The sequence below is a fragment of the Pseudarthrobacter sp. W1I19 genome (genome assembly GCF_030817835.1).
Taxonomy (GTDB): domain Bacteria; phylum Actinomycetota; class Actinomycetes; order Actinomycetales; family Micrococcaceae; genus Arthrobacter.
Genome location: NZ_JAUSZR010000001.1, coordinates 3,492,258 through 3,508,413, shown reverse-complemented (window position 1 = coordinate 3,508,413; position 16,156 = coordinate 3,492,258). Strand labels below are relative to the sequence as shown.

The following is a 16,156-nucleotide window of genomic DNA, read 5'->3' as shown; positions in this document are numbered from 1 at the left end:
CCAGTCTAGAAGCCGGGATTCAGCGCTCCGGCTGCTCCCCAAGCTGGAAGTGGCGTCCGCTGAGGGAGGTGGGGTCGATCTCGACATAGAAGTCCTTGAGCGTGGGCACCCACGATTTCAGTCCTAACCCCTCCACTTCCGCCAGTTCCGCTGAGGTGTTCAGCACCCGCGCCTTCCCCCGAAGGACCACCGACCATGCCTCGTCCGAGAGGATCCCGTCAGCCTCGAAGAGCACTTCCGGATTGATGGTCAGCTGGGCGAGTTTGTTGCCCGGTGCAGTCCTCAAGTACAGCTTGCCTTTGGAACTGACGTAGTTCACGGGAAAAATGTCCGGTTCGCCGGCAACGGCAACAACAAGGCGTCCATGCCTTGTGCCTTCCAGCAGGCGCCAGGACTGTTCGTCATTGAGCTCCAGGACAGGGTTTCCATCTGCGTGTTCGAACATCATGGGCCTATTCTTCTACGTTAGGTAGAAATTCGCTAGGGGAAGACCCGTTGCAGGGCTTCTTATTGACAGACGCTGTCAAGGATTAACCGTGTGGAAACAAGGCTGTGACGGGACCGTCGTCCGCGCTGGATAGCGTCAGCCCAGGAAATTCCTGCAACGAAAGCGACGCACATAGATGAGTAATGACATGGAAACCACCAAATTACTGGAGCCGGCGGCGCAACCGCCTGCCGCCGTCGTCGGCAGTTCTCCCACGGGTAATGCCGCTGCACTGAACGCCACCAAGGAAAGCCTGGAGGATTACACGCTCCGGTTTGCGCCGCGATCGTACCGGAAGTGGAGTGCGGGGGTGGTGGCCACCAGTGCGTTGGGAGGCATCGCCTACCTGGCCGACTTCTCGATTGGCGCGAACATTGGCATCGCCTACGGAACCGTGAACGCGATCTTTGGCATCCTGGTGGCCGCCGTGATCATCTTTGCCACCGGTTTCCCGCTGGCTTACTACGCAGCCCGGTACAACATCGATCTGGACCTGATCACCCGGGGCTCAGGCTTTGGCTACTACGGGTCCGTGGTCACCAACGTTATTTTTGCTACCTTCACGTTCATCTTCTTTGCGTTGGAGGGCTCCATCATGGCGCAGGGGTTGGAGGTGGGGCTGGGCGTTCCTCAGTGGCTGGGGTATGCGGCGTCCACCGTCATCATCATTCCGCTGGTGATTTATGGGATGAACACCCTGGCCAAGCTGCAGGTGTGGACCACCCCGCTGTGGTTGCTCCTGATGGTGGTGCCGGTTGCTTACCTGTTGATTTCCCACCCCGAGAGCATCAACAGCTTTTTTGCGTACACCGGAGAATCGGGCGACGGCGGGCCGAACCTGGCGTCCGTTATGCTCGCCGCGGGTGTATGCCTGTCCCTGATGGCGCAGATCGCCGAACAGATCGACTACCTGCGGTTCATGCCGCCGCGCACCGACGCGAACAAGGGCGCGTGGTGGCGTGCGGTGATCCTGGCAGGGCCGGGCTGGGTGATTTTTGGGGCCTTGAAGCAGATCGTGGGGTTGTTCATTGCCATTTACCTGATTGCCTCGTTGGATCCCGCCGCGTCTGCCACAGCCAACGAGCCGGTGCACCAATTCCTGGGTGTTTATCGTGAAATGATGCCGGCATGGCTGGCCATGACACTCGCGGTGGTGCTGGTGGTCATTTCGCAGATCAAGATCAATGTCACCAATGCCTATTCCGGGTCCTTGGCCTGGACAAACTCCTTTACCCGGATTACCAAGACGTACCCGGGCCGCATGGTTTTCGTAGTGGTCAATCTGCTCATCGCGCTCGTTTTGATGGAGGCAAACATGTTCGACTTCCTCAACACCATTCTTGGCTTCTATGCCAACTGCGCCATGGCCTGGGTTGTTACCGTGGCCTCCGATATCGCCATCAATAAGTACTTGCTGAAGATCTCACCCAAGACGCCTGAGTTCCGCCGTGGAATGCTGTACGCGGTAAACCCTGTGGGCTTCGTTTCCATGCTGGTTTCTGCGGGTATTTCGATAGCCGTATTCTTTGGGGCTTTTGGGCCGGCCATCCAGCCCTTCTCACCGATCTTCGCGGTGGGGCTGGCCCTGGTTCTTCCGCCTGTGCTGGCTCTTCTCATTAAGGGGCGGTATTACCTGCGGAGGACCGACGACGGCATCGACCTTCCCATGTTCGACGCTGACGGCAACCCCAGCGACGCCAGGCTCCTTTGCCACGTGACAGGGATTGAGTTTGAGCGGCCGGACATGGTCCGGTCCGCGCAGGACGCGCCCGACGGCGGCCCCCAGTACGTTTCATCCCTGGCACTTTCAACGGACAAGACAGGGGAGTTGGTGCTGCCCCCGAAGCCCTAGTTGCCGCAGCTGTTGTTGAGGAGGCCGGAGCATCTGTTGCTCCGGCCTCCTTTGTGACTTTGCGCCGGTTTCCGGCAGTGGTAGAACGAGGGTGAAGTGCCTGTGGATAACTCTTATCGTTGAAATGTGATGTGGGCTACCCTTAAGTCACTGTCCGGAGAATGCCGTCTAAAACTACTGGGGGAATAGCGGCCCATGACATCGCACAACAGCTGTACGTCCGGTGGAATGCGCTCTGGCGCAATTGCCTTCATTCTTCTTGGCTCGCTCGTGCTGGCCGGTTGCTCGGGCGGAGCCCCTGCAGATCCTGGCCCATCCTCCAGCGCGTCGGAACCCAGTTCGCCCAGCGCCACGCCCACTCCTACGCCGACCCCGAGCGCGGTCTACAAACCCGCGGATGCCTCCGGCCCGGCCCAAAACGTTCCCGTCCCAGTGCTGCCTGAGGTGGCAAAGACGGAGACGAAGGAGGGGCTCGAGGCGTTTGCGAAGTATTGGTTCGAGCAGCTCAATTACGCGTATCAAACCGGAGACATTGCGGGATTCGACGCGGTGACTTCCCCGAACTGCGTCTACTGCTCGAAACTAACGGCTTCTCTAACGACGAACTATCAAGGGGATCGTTGGCTCGCTGGCGGAAAGATCACAACTCCTGCCAGCACCACATCGTTTGAGAGATCCAGCGACGGAAACTTTCAGGTCATTTTGCAGGTCCTGCAAAGTCCAGTTATCTACTACGAGACCGGTGGTAAGGAGTTCAGAACCGCAAGTGACGGCTCGAACACGGGCAACGTATTACTCGCCAATTTTGTAAACGGCGCTTGGCGCGTCAACGACCTGCACCCAATCCGGTGATGACTGGGTCAGTGCGGCGACGTATCGTCACGTTACTGGTGCTATTGTTCGTTCTTAACGTCGCGCCAGCCGTTCTCGCTCTTGCTGACGACGGTCTTGAAGCTGACTTCGGTGAAGTAGGAATCGATGTCGATAGCTGGACGATGGATCCAGTGATCGGTCACATGTCCCCGCCCGCACCCGGAGCAGTAAACACCGACCCCAACGAGTACAAGTACGAACTTCAGTGCCATCTCGGCGGGGGAGACTTTGACACTCCCTGCCTGGGCCGGCAGTTGGAGTGCAAAGACGGTCCTGATGGTGAAGACGGGATTCCTGTCATCTGGCACTCAAGGCCGCGTGGTGTTCCTGGAGCCGTGTGGGCCATCCACTCGGGACCTACCTGCCTCTTTGACGCCAAGCCGGAGGACCTGCTGCCCCGCATTGCCGCCGACATCCAGCGGGAGTTCCAGAACCTTCCCGTCAACGCCGGAACGGTGGTGGCGCAGCCCAGTCCGCACACACTTCGAGGAGCCGAGACCAACTTCTACGCAGAAGCAACAGAGCAGCAGTTCGACATCAGCATGTTCGGGCAGGCAGTGCACGTTGTCGCAACTCCCGTCCAGTACACCTGGAACTACGGCGACGGCACCGTCTTCGGACCTCAACCCTCCATGGGAGGCCCGTTGCCGCAGGACCGGTGGGGCGAAAAGACCAGGACAAGCCATGCCTACGGCGCAACCGGCGACTTCCAGGTTGTGCTGACCACGTCCTTCCAGGGAACATACTCGGTCAACGCCGGCCCTCCGCTGCCCATCCCGGGCCAAGGGCAATTCAATGCACCGCCGCAAACCATCAGCGTCTGGCGGTCCCTGACCCGGAACTACGCCGATGACTGTAACGCCAACCCCCAGGGCCAGGGCTGCCCCGGAGTTGGTGCCACGCGGTAGGGACGGAATGCAGCCGAACCCCCGGCACCCGCGCACCAGTCCGCCGCCGACGCTGTGTGATTCCCGCCGCATCCGGAATAGTTGCATACGCCTGCCAGTTGGGCCTAACAGAACGTTGGCAACCCCGAAAGGAACCGCGCATGCTGTTTTCCCCTCTGGCCCTGGGCGAACTTGAACTCCCGAACCGCCTGGTGATGGCGCCCCTGACCCGGCTGCGCGCCGGCGAAGATGGCATTCCCGGGCCCCTCCTCGCTGAGCATTACCGCCAGCGCGCATCCCTGGGCCTGATCGTCAGCGAAGGTACTTACCCCAGCCCCGCCGGCCGGTCCTACCCCGGCCAGCCTGGCATTGTTACCGAAGAGCAGATAGCCGGCTGGAAAACAGTCACCGACGCCGTCCACGCCCAGGGTGGACGCATGTTCGCCCAGATTATGCACGGCGGCAGGGTTTCGCACCCCGACATTACGGGCGGCCACACCATCGTGGCCCCGAGCGCCGTTGCCATCGAGGGTGAAGTCCGCACCCCGGCGGGCAAGCGGCCGTATCCGGCGCCGCATGCGCTGACCACCGACGAACTGCCGCTGATCATGCAGGAAATCGTCGACGCCTCGCTGAACGCCATCGAAGCGGGCTTCGACGGCGTGGAGCTGCACTCGGCCAACGGCTACCTCCTCCACGAGTTCCTGGCACCGAACTCCAACGTCCGAAATGACAGCTATGGCGGTTCCCCCGAAAACCGGGCACGGTTCGTCATCGAGACGGTCAACGCTGTTGTGGCAGCCATCGGAGCCAGCCGGGTTGGCATCCGCATCTCGCCCGAGCACAATGTTCAGGGTATTGCCGAAGTGGACGCAGCAGATGTCCGTGCCACCTACGAGGTGCTGGTGGACAGTATCGCCCCGCTGAACCTCGCCTACCTGAGCATCCTGCACCACGAACCCTCCGGCGATCTGGTCCAGGATCTCCGTGCCCGGTTCGGCGGAACGTTCCTGGTCAACACCGGCTTTGGTGTCGTGACCACCCGCGAGGAAGCCGTAGCCCTGGTGACCGACGGTCACGCCGATGCCGTGGTGGTGGGCCGTCCCGCCATCGCCAACCCGGACCTGGCCCGCCGCTGGAACGAGAGCCTGCCGCTGAACGAGCCGGACCCGTCCACCTTCTACGCGGACGGCGCTGAGGGCTACACGGATTACCCGGCGTACGCGGGCTAAACGCGCTTTCCAAAGCAACCCGCTGACAGAGACGACGGCGGCACCCGGCTTGGGTGCCGCCGTCGTTTGCTGCTCGGTGTGCTGTCCCGGCAGCAGGCGCCAAAAAGCCATCCGACGGCCCTTGGCTAGTGAAGTTGGCCCGCCGGGCTCCTCGGGGAAGCCGGCGGTGATCAGATGCTACTCCAGCAAATGGACTTTTACCAGAGGCCGGTTTGGCCACGGCATCAGGGGGCTATAAGACCGCCTCCCGGCCGGTTCCCTCCGTCATAACAAGCTTCCCGTCCTGAATATTAACGAGGACGCTTTTGGGTTTTCCGCTGACCTTCGTGATCGCCTTAAGGCCGCGGTTTGTCACCTCAACCCCCACATGCGCACCCTTCGCCGGCAACTCAATTGACACCTCGTTCGCAATGCCGAGGATCGGATTGGTGGACACATCCAAGTCGCGCCGCGCCTGCTTGCCGTTCACCGTCACGGTGATGTTTGCCTCCTCGAACCCCTCCTGAAACACAATAAGCAGCTCCCGCATCATGCCCTCTTCCTCGAGCGTTGGGTTGCCTGAGACGGCATTTCAACTACAGCACTTTGCGGGCGGCAGCGGAATACCCTTACCGGAGGGCTCGCACCGTATGGCAACCGTATGGCAGTGGAGCCGTGCAGCCGGTTAGGGCAAGATGTTCTGGTGACCCAACAGCCGCAGGCCCCTTCCACCGTTCCGTCCACGTCCCAGAAACGGGAGGACGGCATCTACACGCAGATTGCCACGGAACTGGGGGTCAAAGCCTGGCAGGTCAAGGCGGCAGTGGAACTGCTCGACGGCGGATCCACCGTGCCCTTCATCGCCCGTTACCGCAAGGAAGCCACCGGGACGCTGGACGACACCCAGCTTCGTGACCTCGACGAGCGGCTGCGCTACCTCCGCGAACTGGAGGACCGCCGTCGTACAGTGCTCGACTCGGTTGCTGCCCAAGGCCAGCTGACCCCGGAGCTGCAAAAAGCCATCCTCGCCGCCGACACCAAGTCCCGCCTCGAGGACATCTACCTGCCGTTCAAGTCCAAGCGCCGAACCAAGGCGCAGATCGCGCGCGAAGCCGGCCTGGAACCGCTCGCTGAGGCGTTGCTCAAACGCCCCGAACTCAATCCGGAACGCGAAGCCGCAAAGTACTTGAACACCGAGCATGCCGTGGGCGACGCCGCCGCCGCACTCGCAGGTGCCCGGGCCATCCTGGTTGAACGCGTCGCCCAGGATCCTGACCTCGCCGCCACGTTGCGCGAGCGGCTGTGGACGCAGGGCCGCATGGTGTCGCGCGTGAAGAAGGGCAAGGAAGCGGACGGGCAGAAGTTTGCCGACTACTTTGAGTTCGCGCAGGCTCCGGCCGGCATGCCGTCCCACCGCGTCCTCGCACTGCTCCGCGGGGAGAAGGACGGCGTCCTTGAGCTGGACCTCACCGAAGCAGATCCCACTGACGACGCCGCCCTCGCCGCCGCACGTGCCCGGTACGAGTCAGCGGTGGCCAAGTGCCTCGGGGTCGCCGACCGCGGCCGGCCCGCCGATGCCTGGCTAATGGAGACGGCCCAGGTGGCGTGGCGGTCCCGCGTGCTGGCCCGGCTCACCGCAGACCTGCGCGGCAAGATGTTTGCCGCAGCCGAGGACGAGGCCGTGCGCGTTTTCGCTGCCAACCTTCGCGATGTCCTGCTCGCTGCCCCCGCCGGGAACCGGGCGACGCTCGGCCTGGACCCGGGCCTTCGAACCGGCGTCAAAGTAGCTGTGGTGGACGGAACCGGCAAGGTGGTGGCCACCCACACCGTCTACCCGCATGCTCCCGCCAGGAAGTGGGACGATGCACTGGCGACGCTGGAGCGGCTGGCGCGGCAGCACGCCGTCGAACTCGTGGCCATTGGCAACGGCACAGCATCCCGGGAAACCGACAAACTCGCCGCCGAGCTGATCAAGCGACTGCCGGACGTGGACCGGAAACCGCAGAAGCTGGTGGTTTCCGAGGCCGGGGCATCCGTTTACTCAGCTTCCGCTCTTGCCGCGGCGGAACTGCCCGGCATGGATGTATCGCTCCGCGGAGCGGTGTCCATCGCGCGGAGGCTGCAGGACCCGCTGGCCGAGTTGGTAAAAATTGATCCGAAGTCCATTGGCGTGGGCCAGTACCAGCATGATGTCACGGCGTCGAAGCTGGACCGGAGCCTTGACGCCGTGGTGGAGGACTGCGTCAGCGCCGTTGGAGTGGACGTGAACACCGCTTCGCCCGCACTGCTCAGCCGGGTGGCCGGCGTGGGGCCTTTGCTGAGTGAGAATATCGTCGCCTACCGCAATGAACATGGCCCCTTCGCCAAACGCGCGGACCTGAAAAAAGTGCCGCGGCTCGGCGCAAAGGCCTTTGAACAGTGCGCCGGCTTCCTCCGGATTACCGGGGGAGCGGAACCCCTGGATGCTTCGAGCGTGCATCCCGAGTCCTACTCAGTGGCGCGCAGGATCCTGGTTGCCGCGGGCACGGCGCCGGCCTCGTCCCTGGATCCCCGTGACTTTGTGGACGAAACTTTCGGCCTGCCCACTGTTAAGGACATCCTGGCGGAGCTGGACAAGCCCGGAAGGGATCCACGCCCGGCATTCGCGGCGGCCAGCTTCTCCGAGGGGATCGAGAAGATCTCGGACCTCAAGCCGGGCATGATCCTGGAAGGGACCGTGACCAACGTTGCCGCTTTCGGCGCCTTTGTTGACGTTGGCGTGCACCAGGACGGCCTGGTTCACGTGTCTGCGCTCGCGAACCGCTTTGTGTCTGATCCCCGCGAGGTGGTGAAGTCCGGGCAAGTTGTACGGGTGAAAGTCCTTGAGGCAGACCCCGAGCGGAAGCGGATTTCCCTGACCCTGCGGCTCGACGACGAACCGTCCCCGGGTGGGGCAGCCTCTGCCAAGCAGGGCGGCCGGCCCGGGGCTGACCGCGGACATGCCCAAGGATCCGATCGGGGCGGACGCCAGGAGCAAGGGCGGTCCGGAAACCGGCCGAACCGCAATGCCCCTTCCGCCGGGCGCGCTTCTTCACCCCCGCCGGCACCGGCCAATACCGCGATGGCTGAGGCGCTGCGGAAAGCCGGCCTCGGTAAGTAGGTACGCGCCGGCGGTTGGCCACGTGGGGTTGGTGGATTCGATGGTGCGTTTCTGCAAAGGTGGTTTCATGACCTATTTCCTGGAGTACACCATTCCTGCGCCCGCCAACGACGCCGAGTTTGAGTTCCCCCACGATGAGATCAGCTCCGGCACTACCGTCCCGCTGACCCAGACGAAGGCCGACGTCGTTCACGCCCCGGAACTGCCGGCGCGGACGGGCATCATTGGCGCCACCGTTCCCGAGGCGAAGCTGGAGGCCGAGCAGTTGATCACCCACAGCCGTGCCACTGAGGCGTCCCTGTACTTCGACCCGTCCAACTCGCTGAACGCAGGGGTGGGTACCCTCGTTGCCACTTTCACTGAAGGCCGCGGCTGGCAGGACATCTAGGCCCATTGCGCCCTTTCCCCGCAAGAACGTCGTCGGCGGGTGGCATTCCGCCCCGGTGGAACCTTTGGTTCCCCCGGGGCGGAGCTGTTTAAGCGCCGGATTCTGGTTCGATTGGGCTACGCGCGGGCCCTGCCGATAAACCCCTATGTACCTAACAGAACAGCCGCCCCTGCCCCTTCACCCCTAGCGCGCTGAACACGGAAATTCCCTACGTAGGAAAGGTTCTAAAAGCAAGTACACACTACTGATGTTTAGGTAGACCGGCCTCCCATACGCTCAGTTCACGAATTAGTAGTCCGGGCCGCCAATCGGCCAAAGTACCCTACACACGCCATGAAGTGGTGAGGCATTTGTCTATTTCCATTCAGCCCCCAATTTCCTTCTCCAAGCTGGCGGCAGTGCCCGAGAGAGCCTCCATCAGCGTGGTGATCCCAACCCTGAACGAGGCCCAAAACATTCCTTGGGTCCTCCGGCGGATGCCCCTCTACGTCGACGAGGTGGTGATTGTTGACGGCCGTTCCACAGACAACACTGTTGGAGTGGCGCGGGCGGTCCGCAACGACATCGTGGTGGTGGACGAGCAGCGCAAGGGCAAGGGAGTTGCGCTGCGGTCCGGGTTTGCTGCAGCAACAGGTGACATCATCGTCATGCTGGACGCTGATGGAAGCATGGATCCCCAGGAAATCGGCTGGTTTGTCTCTCCACTCCAGCACAACTTCGACTTCGTCAAAGGTTCCCGCCACGTCACCGGAGGAGGGTCCGAGGACCTGACCCGGCTGCGCCGTTACGGAAACCGTGCGCTGACCGGGCTGGCCAACGCCGTTCTGCACAGCAACTACTCGGACCTCTGCTACGGCTACATCGCTTTCCGCCGGGAGTGCCTGGAAGTCCTGCAGCTGGAATCCGACGGTTTTGAAATTGAGACGGAGCTGATCGTCAGGGCTGCCAAGGCAGGCCTGCGGATTGCCGAAGTCCCCAGCCTGGAGCTGGACCGTATATCGGGGGCATCAAACCTCCAGACGTTCCGGGACGGCTGGCGGGTGCTGAAGACCATGGCCCATGAGTGCCTCCTGTGGGAGGCCCCCACGGCCGGCGCCCGCCCCGAGGCACTGCGCAGGGTGAAGTACGCCTACGCCAACGTGAGCTTCCCGCGAACGCCCACCGATCCGACCAGCGTTCTTCCCGTCATAAGCGTGGCGTGACATGACGTACTTACCTTTCCCGAGCGTCAGCGTGATCGTCTGCGCCTACACCACCGAACGCTGGAGTTGGCTGCTGGATGTCATCGAATCCCTCCGCGTGCAAACCTGGGCCCCTAAAGAGGTCCTGGTGGTGGTTGACCACAACGACGAACTTTACGAGCGTTTGGCTGCGACCGTAGATGACGTCACCGTCGTGAAAAACACCGGCCCGCGGGGACTCTCCGGAGCCCGCAACACGGGCGTGGGACTGGCGGACTCGGACGTTGTGGCCTTCCTTGATGATGATGCAATAGCCGCGCCGGACTGGCTTGAACGGCTCATGGCGCTCTACGACGATCCTGAGGTGCTCGGTGTGGGCGGCCGGGTGGAACCCCTCTGGGAGGCGGGCCGGCCCGGTTACTTCGGCGAAGAGCTCGACTGGATCGTCGGCTGCAGCCACCGGGGCCTGCCACGCGTGGCATCCGAAGTCAGGAACGTGATCGGTGCCAACATGTCGTTCCGGCTTGACGTCATTCGGACCGTGGGCGGTTTCAACCACTCGTTGGGCCGGCAGGGTTCCACTCCCTTAGGCTGCGAGGAAACCGAGATCTGCATTCGGTCGACCATGGGTGCCCCCGGATGCCGCATCGTTTACGAGCCGGCGGCGCTGGTACGGCACCATGTGCCCGCAAACAGGGGAACCGTCCGCTACATGCTTTCACGCTCCTGGTCGGAAGGCATTTCGAAAGCCCAGGTCAGTCACGTCGTCGGGCACAAGCGGGCCCTCGGCCCCGAACGCCGGTACGTGCGCAGCATCCTGCCCCGGGCCGTCTTTTTAGCGATGTATGACTGGACCCGCGGTGATCCCGCAGGACTGGGCCGCGCAGCCGCCTACGTCGCAGTCGTGGGGTGTACGGCGGCAGGCTACCTTCGGGGACGCCAGCTGGCGCACGTGCCTGGGAGGCCCTTGAGCCAGCCGGTACTGGCCGGAGTCAGCCCGTGGCGGGAAGTCAAGTGACCGCGGTCTTCCTGCGCGGTCCCGCCGCCACCGGTCCACCTGCAACCACCCGCCGGGATGACACCACGGACACACTCCGCCGGGGCGACACGACTTACATCAGCAACAACGATCCAAGCGACACCATTTAGTTAGGGGACGACTATGCGCACCAGAGAAACTAAGGCATTGAATTTCGACATCCACGGCCGCCTCACCATCCGTGTGGACGCACAGGCTCCGGCAGCACACCAGCTCCGGACCATGTTGGCGTGTTTCGCCACCGACACCGAACGGCCGGCCGACATCGTGGTCGATGACCGGCCGGAGCCAATGCCGGATGCGGGCCTGCTTGAGCACGAGCTGGCATACACCGACACCACCGTGCGCTTCAACGCAGATCGGGTCCAGGTGGTCAGGGACGCAGACCAGTGGCGCGTCCACGGATCGGGTGAGCTGTTGACATCTGTGGTTCCCGTGCTCGATGCGGCCATGATCGCCCGGGGCGCTGCCATGATCCATGCGGCAACGATGGCCTACCGGGGGCACGCGATCGCGCTTCCCGCGGCCGGAGGGACCGGTAAGACGAGCACGGCGGCCAAGCTGATGCGGCGCGAGGGCTGGTCTTTCATGGGTGATGACTGGGCCTTCCTCGCGGAGGACGCCACGCTGCTCGGCTACGCGAAACCTATGTTCATCAAGCCGCACCACCGGAATATCTACCCGCACTTGTTCGAAGGTGTCCGGAAGCCCCTCGTCCCCCCACGGTTCTCACAGAGCGTCGGCCGCCTCACCACTGTGGTCCACCCGTATGTCATCCGGTATCCGCGGCTCGCGGACTTCTCCCGCCGGTGGTCGCCGGAGCACCGCATGGTTGACGCGGCCACCGCGTTCCCAGGGCGTGAAGTGACCACCACGGCCCCGCTCGCCGCCGCCATCTATGTTGAGCGCTTCGAGGGTACCAAGACCCGGATTCTCGAGCGGAGCACCGACTGGATGGTGGACCGCATGATCGGCAACTTCCACATCGAGATGGCAGGCTTCTCGCAGCAAGTAGTCACCGGCCTGGCGGCCACGTCCGTCGTCCCGTGGCGCGAGCACTTCGCGGCCAAGGGGCTCGTACTGAACAAGGCGCTCGACGGACGCCCCTGCCACCTGCTGCAGGTGCCTGCCTCGTACTCCGCGGATGAGGCGTCCGACGACATCGTCCGGCATCTTGAGGAACTGCTGCCGTCGGTCCTGGACGACCAGGCCTGAGGGGTGGGAGACCATGACTCACAGTCCTGCCGACGTTACTGCCGTCGTTCCGGCCCGCAACGCTGAGAGCCTGCTCCCGCGCTGCCTGGAGGCCCTCCGCCAACAAGGTGTCGCTGAAATCATTGTGGTGGACGGGCTCTCCACCGACCGCACCGTCGAGCTCGCGCTCGCCGCCGGTGCCAGGGTCCTCAGTGACGAGGGCCGCGGCCTGCCCTGGGCACGAACGCTCGGTGTGCGGAGCAGTAACACCCCTTGGGTCCTTCTTGTTGATGCCGACGTTGTGTTCGGGCCTAGGGGAGTGGCCGACCTGCTCACAGAGCTGGTGGAGGACGGACACGATGCCCTCCAGGCCGGCCTGGAAAGTGTCGCCGGACCGGGCTACTGGGGGCAGGCGCTGGCACACCACCACCGCACCGGCCGCAGCCGCAACTGGTTCGGGCTCGTGGCGACGATCGTCAACCGGGACCTGATGCTGGGCCTGGGCTTCGACGACTCGTTCAAGTCGGGGGAGGACATCGAGCTGCGTTGGCGGATGCGGCAGTCCGGGCTGCGAACGGCGGTGTCACGCCGCGTCGTCGTCGAACATCGATTCGCCGCAGACGACTTCGACTTTGCGCTCGACCAGTTCCTCATGGATGGAACCGGACTGGGACGGATGATCCGCAAACACGGCTGGCGCGGCGCGAGGTTGGCGCTGCTGCCCGCCGCCGCCGCGGTCCGGGGCAGCGCCTTGAGCCTCGCCGCGGGCCAGCCCCGCTGGCTTCGCTACTACATCGCCTTCTGCTGGTACAACTACACGGGTTTGGTCAAGGGTTTCGCATCGTGACAACAGTGAGGGGGAAATCCGCCGTGGACGGCCCGCCCGTCCGGCACTCCGCACTGCGCAGTTCAATAGGCCTCATCATTGCCAAGGGTGCCCAGACCGGCTCGGGTTTCGCTTTCTGGGTGGTGGCCGCACACGCGGCCTCCGACCGTGAGGTCGGGCTCACTACGGCCGCCGTCTCGGCAGTGTTGATCTGCGCTCAGCTCGCGGTGCTGGGCGCAGGGTCGGCCGTGATCGTCTCGGTGGGGCGGGGGGAACCGCCGGCGCGGGTGCTGGATGCGGCGTTCGCAATCGTGGGGGTAGCCAGCACCGTGCTGGCCCTGGGGTACCTCGTCCTGCAGCTGACCGCAGCCCCGGACACGGCCTCGACATCGGTTCTCTTCTGGCTGATGTTCCTCGTGGCCGCCGTGACCGGAACAATGGGTACCGTGCTGGACCAGGCCCTTGTGGCACTGGGACGCGGCGCCAGCGCCACCTTGAGGTACACGATGGGCGGCGGCGTCTCACTCGGGGCTGCAGCGCTCGTGGCCTGGCTGGCGCATCCCGCGGCGGCAGACCTGCTGATGGCCTGCTGGACCCTCGGGACCGCCCTGACATGCATCGTGGGCGTCATCCAGTTGCGACGACTTGTGGGCTACCGGCCGCGGCCATCCTTGCACCCGGCGCGCGGCCGTCCGCTGCTGATGCTTGGCATCCCGAACCAGCTCCTCACGCTCACCGAGCGTGCCCCCGGGCTGGTGCTGCCGCTCCTGCTTGCGCACATGGTGTCGCCGGAGGCCGCTGCCTACTGGTACCCCGCTTGGATGATGGCGTGGGCAGCCTATACCGCTCCGATGTTGATGGGCATCGTTCAGTTCTCCGAGGGTGTCCGGGATCCTGGCCGCCTCGTATCGACCACGTGGGCGACTCTCCGGTGGTCGCTCGCCATCGGAGGGCTGGGCGCCGTCGTCCTCATCGTCTTCGCCCGCCCCCTGCTCCATTTGCTCGGAGACCGGTACGCCGACGCGTCAGCCGGCGCCCTGCGGTGGTTGGCGGCCGGCGTGGTGGCCTATGCGGTGCTGCAGGCCTACAACGCCGTGTGCCGTGCCCGCGGTCGCTACGTTGAGGCCATCACGGTGGGCGTGGTGCTCGCCGCCGCCCTTTGCATCTCAGCATTGTCGGCCGCTGGAAGCGGCCCCAGCGCCATGGCCCTTACCTGGCTGGTGGTGCTCTCTATCGGAGCCCTGGTGGTCGGCATTCGGTTGATCGCAGTCCTCCGGCGCGTCAAACAGGAGGTACGATGACCAGCACGCTTGATACGCCCAGCCGCATAGACCGGCGCTGGAAGCCCCGCGACCTGTGGTGTGCCCTCGCCGGCGCGGTGTCCCTGGCCCTTGTTGTGTGGGCCGCGTCCACCGTGGCAGTGCCTGTGACCAGCGACTTGGGGCTCGTGGCCGTCCTGCCCGTCCCCTTCTGGGCCGGCGTCCTGATTCTTAATGCCGCCTTCTTCGTGGCGTTGCGGGGGGACGCGGCGGGCCCGGCGAGGGGCCCCGTGATGATTTGGCTCGTCGCGGTGCTCGTGCTCGTGCTCTTCGGGACCGCAGCCTTCGTTACAGATGTACCGCGCGGCGAGGTCGCGTTCCGGCATCTCGGCATCGCCGATGCCCTCTCGGGCATGCAGCGGGTCGATCCGAACATCGACGCTTACTTCAACTGGCCCGGTTTCTTCGCCCTGCTGGCGACGGTCCTCGGGGCAACGGGGCTCGACCCGGTGAGCCTTGCACTGTGGGCTCCAGTATTCAACGTGAGTCTGTGGCTCGTTGCCGTCGCGGTGCTCACCGGTTACCTGACGCGGGATCCGCGTCGGCGCTGGCTGGTGCTCTGGCTGTTCTGCCTTGGTAACTGGCAGGACCAGGACTACCTGTCTCCACAAGCCTTTGGCTTCTTCCTGTACCTCGTTGTGCTTGGAATGCTTCTCGGTCCCCTGGCCGCGCGGTCCGCCAAGTTCCACGGCTTCCGGCCAGCCGACCTCGGGCAGTGGTGGCGGGAGCGGTCACCGGCCGAGCCCCGGGCGGGATTCCGGCTGGCCGCTCTCGTCGTGACCCTCCTGCTCATCCCCGTCATCACCGCGAGCCATCAGCTGACGCCGTTTATCCTGCTCATCGTCATCACCGTTCTCACCCTCAGCGGACGGGTATGGACCAGCCGGCTGCCCCTGATCGCCGGCCTAGTGCTGGTGCTCTGGCTCATCTACCCAGCGAGTACGTACCTCGCCGGACATCCGCTCCTGGAGGACGCGGGGCTGCAGGTTGCGGCCGAGGCGAACGTCGTCGAGCGCGTGAGCGGGTCTGCCGGGCACCTGCTCGTGGTGCAGCTTCGGGTTCTCCTCACCGTTCTGCTTTGGGCGCTCGCCGCCGTGGGAGCCGTGCGTGACTGGCGGAGGAAGCGCCTGGACATCAGGGTGGTCCTGCTCGCCGGCGCACCGCTGCTGCTTTTCCCGGCGCAGGCATACGGCGGAGAAATGCTCATCCGCGTCTCGTTGTTCGCGCTGCCCTTCATTGCACTGCTGGCGAGCTCGGTCCTGCTTCCCTCGGACCGGGGCACCCGCCCGTCCTCCCGTGCCACGGGCGCCCTTGTGCTCACCTGCTTCCTGCTGGCCGTGCTGACCGTGACCGGCCGGTTTGGAAACGCCCAGTATGACGTTTTCACTGACAGCGAGATGGACGCAGTCGCCACCGTGCAACAGCTGGCGCCCCCGGGCATGGCGATCCTCTCGGCCGCCCACCCGACGCCATGGCGCAGCGAGTCCTACCTCGATCACCGTTACCGGACAATGGACGACCTGTGCCGGGAGGACCTGACGACGGCTACCTGCGGCCCCATCGTCTTCAATTACGCCCGGCACAACCCCGGGGGCGCCATGATGCTCTTCATGCGCTCGTCCGAGGCGAGCGTGGTGCTCCAGGGCGACAGCAGTGCACAAGGTTTTGCCGAGTTGGAGGAGTGGATCAGCATGCAGAACGGCGTGGAACTGGCGTTCAGCAACACCGACGCGCGCGTCTACCGGGTGGCGCCATGAGTG

16 protein-coding genes are annotated in these 16,156 nt (G+C 64.2%); 13 read left to right on the top strand and 3 right to left on the bottom strand.

The features are described from left to right. Positions 1-19: 19 nt before the first annotated feature. Complete coding sequence (locus tag QF038_RS16190; RefSeq protein WP_307611266.1) at positions 20-448, bottom strand: pyridoxamine 5'-phosphate oxidase family protein; 429 nt, start codon at positions 446-448, stop codon at positions 20-22. Positions 449-623: 175 nt separating this feature from the next. Here QF038_RS16190 and QF038_RS16185 point away from each other — a divergent pair, with 175 nt between their 5' ends. Continuing rightward, a complete protein-coding gene (locus QF038_RS16185) occupies positions 624-2,339 on the top strand; it encodes a cytosine permease (protein ID WP_307611264.1) in 1,716 nt (571 codons plus the stop codon). Between the two features lie 195 nt (positions 2,340-2,534). Continuing rightward, positions 2,535-3,191 (top strand): DUF6318 family protein, encoded by a 657-nt coding sequence (locus QF038_RS16180; RefSeq protein ID WP_307611261.1) that lies wholly within the window; start codon positions 2,535-2,537, stop codon positions 3,189-3,191. A 41-nt stretch (positions 3,192-3,232) separates the two neighbouring features. Here the strand turns inward: QF038_RS16180 and QF038_RS16175 are convergent, their stop codons facing one another. Then, positions 3,233-3,355, bottom strand: a complete 123-nt coding sequence (locus tag QF038_RS16175) for a hypothetical protein (RefSeq protein WP_307611260.1) — start codon at positions 3,353-3,355, stop codon at positions 3,233-3,235. Between QF038_RS16175 and QF038_RS16170 the strand changes: the two genes are divergently transcribed. Continuing rightward, the gene (locus QF038_RS16170) at positions 3,356-4,120 is read left to right on the top strand and encodes a hypothetical protein (protein ID WP_307611259.1); all 765 of its coding nucleotides are present in this window, start codon (positions 3,356-3,358) and stop codon (positions 4,118-4,120) included. Positions 4,121-4,260: 140 nt separating this feature from the next. Further along, positions 4,261-5,331: an alkene reductase gene (locus QF038_RS16165; protein WP_307611258.1), complete on the top strand. Its 1,071-nt coding sequence runs from the start codon at positions 4,261-4,263 to the stop codon at positions 5,329-5,331. A 232-nt stretch (positions 5,332-5,563) separates the two neighbouring features. On the opposite strand, the gene QF038_RS16160 is transcribed toward QF038_RS16165, so the two are convergent. Then, positions 5,564-5,860: a hypothetical protein gene (locus QF038_RS16160; protein WP_307613503.1), complete on the bottom strand. Its 297-nt coding sequence runs from the start codon at positions 5,858-5,860 to the stop codon at positions 5,564-5,566. A 153-nt stretch (positions 5,861-6,013) separates the two neighbouring features. Between QF038_RS16160 and QF038_RS16155 the strand changes: the two genes are divergently transcribed. From QF038_RS16155 to QF038_RS16115, 9 genes are all read left to right on the top strand, one after another. Beyond that, the gene (locus tag QF038_RS16155) at positions 6,014-8,449 is read left to right on the top strand and encodes a Tex family protein (RefSeq protein ID WP_307611257.1); all 2,436 of its coding nucleotides are present in this window, start codon (positions 6,014-6,016) and stop codon (positions 8,447-8,449) included. Positions 8,450-8,516: 67 nt separating this feature from the next. Further along, a complete protein-coding gene (locus QF038_RS16150; RefSeq protein ID WP_307611256.1) occupies positions 8,517-8,837 on the top strand; it encodes a hypothetical protein in 321 nt (106 codons plus the stop codon). Positions 8,838-9,235: 398 nt separating this feature from the next. After that, the gene (locus QF038_RS16145; protein WP_091417951.1) at positions 9,236-10,039 is read left to right on the top strand and encodes a glycosyltransferase family 2 protein; all 804 of its coding nucleotides are present in this window, start codon (positions 9,236-9,238) and stop codon (positions 10,037-10,039) included. Between the two features lies 1 nt (position 10,040). After that, the gene (locus QF038_RS16140; protein WP_307611253.1) at positions 10,041-11,036 is read left to right on the top strand and encodes a glycosyltransferase family 2 protein; all 996 of its coding nucleotides are present in this window, start codon (positions 10,041-10,043) and stop codon (positions 11,034-11,036) included. Beyond that, a complete protein-coding gene (locus QF038_RS16135; protein ID WP_307611251.1) occupies positions 11,033-11,167 on the top strand; it encodes a hypothetical protein in 135 nt (44 codons plus the stop codon). Before QF038_RS16140 ends, QF038_RS16135 begins: the two co-directional genes overlap by 4 nt. Before the next feature lie 13 nt (positions 11,168-11,180). Next, a complete protein-coding gene (locus QF038_RS16130; protein WP_307611249.1) occupies positions 11,181-12,272 on the top strand; it encodes a hypothetical protein in 1,092 nt (363 codons plus the stop codon). 13 nt (positions 12,273-12,285) lie between these two features. After that, positions 12,286-13,098, top strand: a complete 813-nt coding sequence (locus tag QF038_RS16125) for a glycosyltransferase (RefSeq protein ID WP_307611247.1) — start codon at positions 12,286-12,288, stop codon at positions 13,096-13,098. Next, complete coding sequence (locus QF038_RS16120; protein ID WP_307611245.1) at positions 13,095-14,378, top strand: lipopolysaccharide biosynthesis protein; 1,284 nt, start codon at positions 13,095-13,097, stop codon at positions 14,376-14,378. Before QF038_RS16125 ends, QF038_RS16120 begins: the two co-directional genes overlap by 4 nt. Continuing rightward, positions 14,375-16,153 (top strand): glycosyltransferase, encoded by a 1,779-nt coding sequence (locus tag QF038_RS16115; RefSeq protein WP_307611243.1) that lies wholly within the window; start codon positions 14,375-14,377, stop codon positions 16,151-16,153. The genes QF038_RS16120 and QF038_RS16115 overlap by 4 nt, the downstream gene beginning before the upstream one ends. Positions 16,154-16,156: the final 3 nt, after the last annotated feature.

What these genes read in the sequence shown, in the direction of transcription:
- QF038_RS16190 (WP_307611266.1), bottom strand. Translation starts at nt 448, where the DNA reads ATGATGTTCGAACACGCAGATGGAAACCCTGTCCTGGAGCTCAATGAC.
- QF038_RS16185 (WP_307611264.1), top strand. Translation starts at nt 624, where the DNA reads ATGAGTAATGACATGGAAACCACCAAATTACTGGAGCCGGCGGCGCAA.
- QF038_RS16180 (WP_307611261.1), top strand. Translation starts at nt 2,535, where the DNA reads ATGACATCGCACAACAGCTGTACGTCCGGTGGAATGCGCTCTGGCGCA.
- QF038_RS16170 (WP_307611259.1), top strand. Translation starts at nt 3,356, where the DNA reads ATGTCCCCGCCCGCACCCGGAGCAGTAAACACCGACCCCAACGAGTAC.
- QF038_RS16165 (WP_307611258.1), top strand. Translation starts at nt 4,261, where the DNA reads ATGCTGTTTTCCCCTCTGGCCCTGGGCGAACTTGAACTCCCGAACCGC.
- QF038_RS16160 (WP_307613503.1), bottom strand. Translation starts at nt 5,860, where the DNA reads ATGCGGGAGCTGCTTATTGTGTTTCAGGAGGGGTTCGAGGAGGCAAAC.
- QF038_RS16150 (WP_307611256.1), top strand. Translation starts at nt 8,517, where the DNA reads ATGACCTATTTCCTGGAGTACACCATTCCTGCGCCCGCCAACGACGCC.
- QF038_RS16140 (WP_307611253.1), top strand. Translation starts at nt 10,041, where the DNA reads ATGACGTACTTACCTTTCCCGAGCGTCAGCGTGATCGTCTGCGCCTAC.
- QF038_RS16130 (WP_307611249.1), top strand. Translation starts at nt 11,181, where the DNA reads ATGCGCACCAGAGAAACTAAGGCATTGAATTTCGACATCCACGGCCGC.
- QF038_RS16125 (WP_307611247.1), top strand. Translation starts at nt 12,286, where the DNA reads ATGACTCACAGTCCTGCCGACGTTACTGCCGTCGTTCCGGCCCGCAAC.
- QF038_RS16115 (WP_307611243.1), top strand. Translation starts at nt 14,375, where the DNA reads ATGACCAGCACGCTTGATACGCCCAGCCGCATAGACCGGCGCTGGAAG.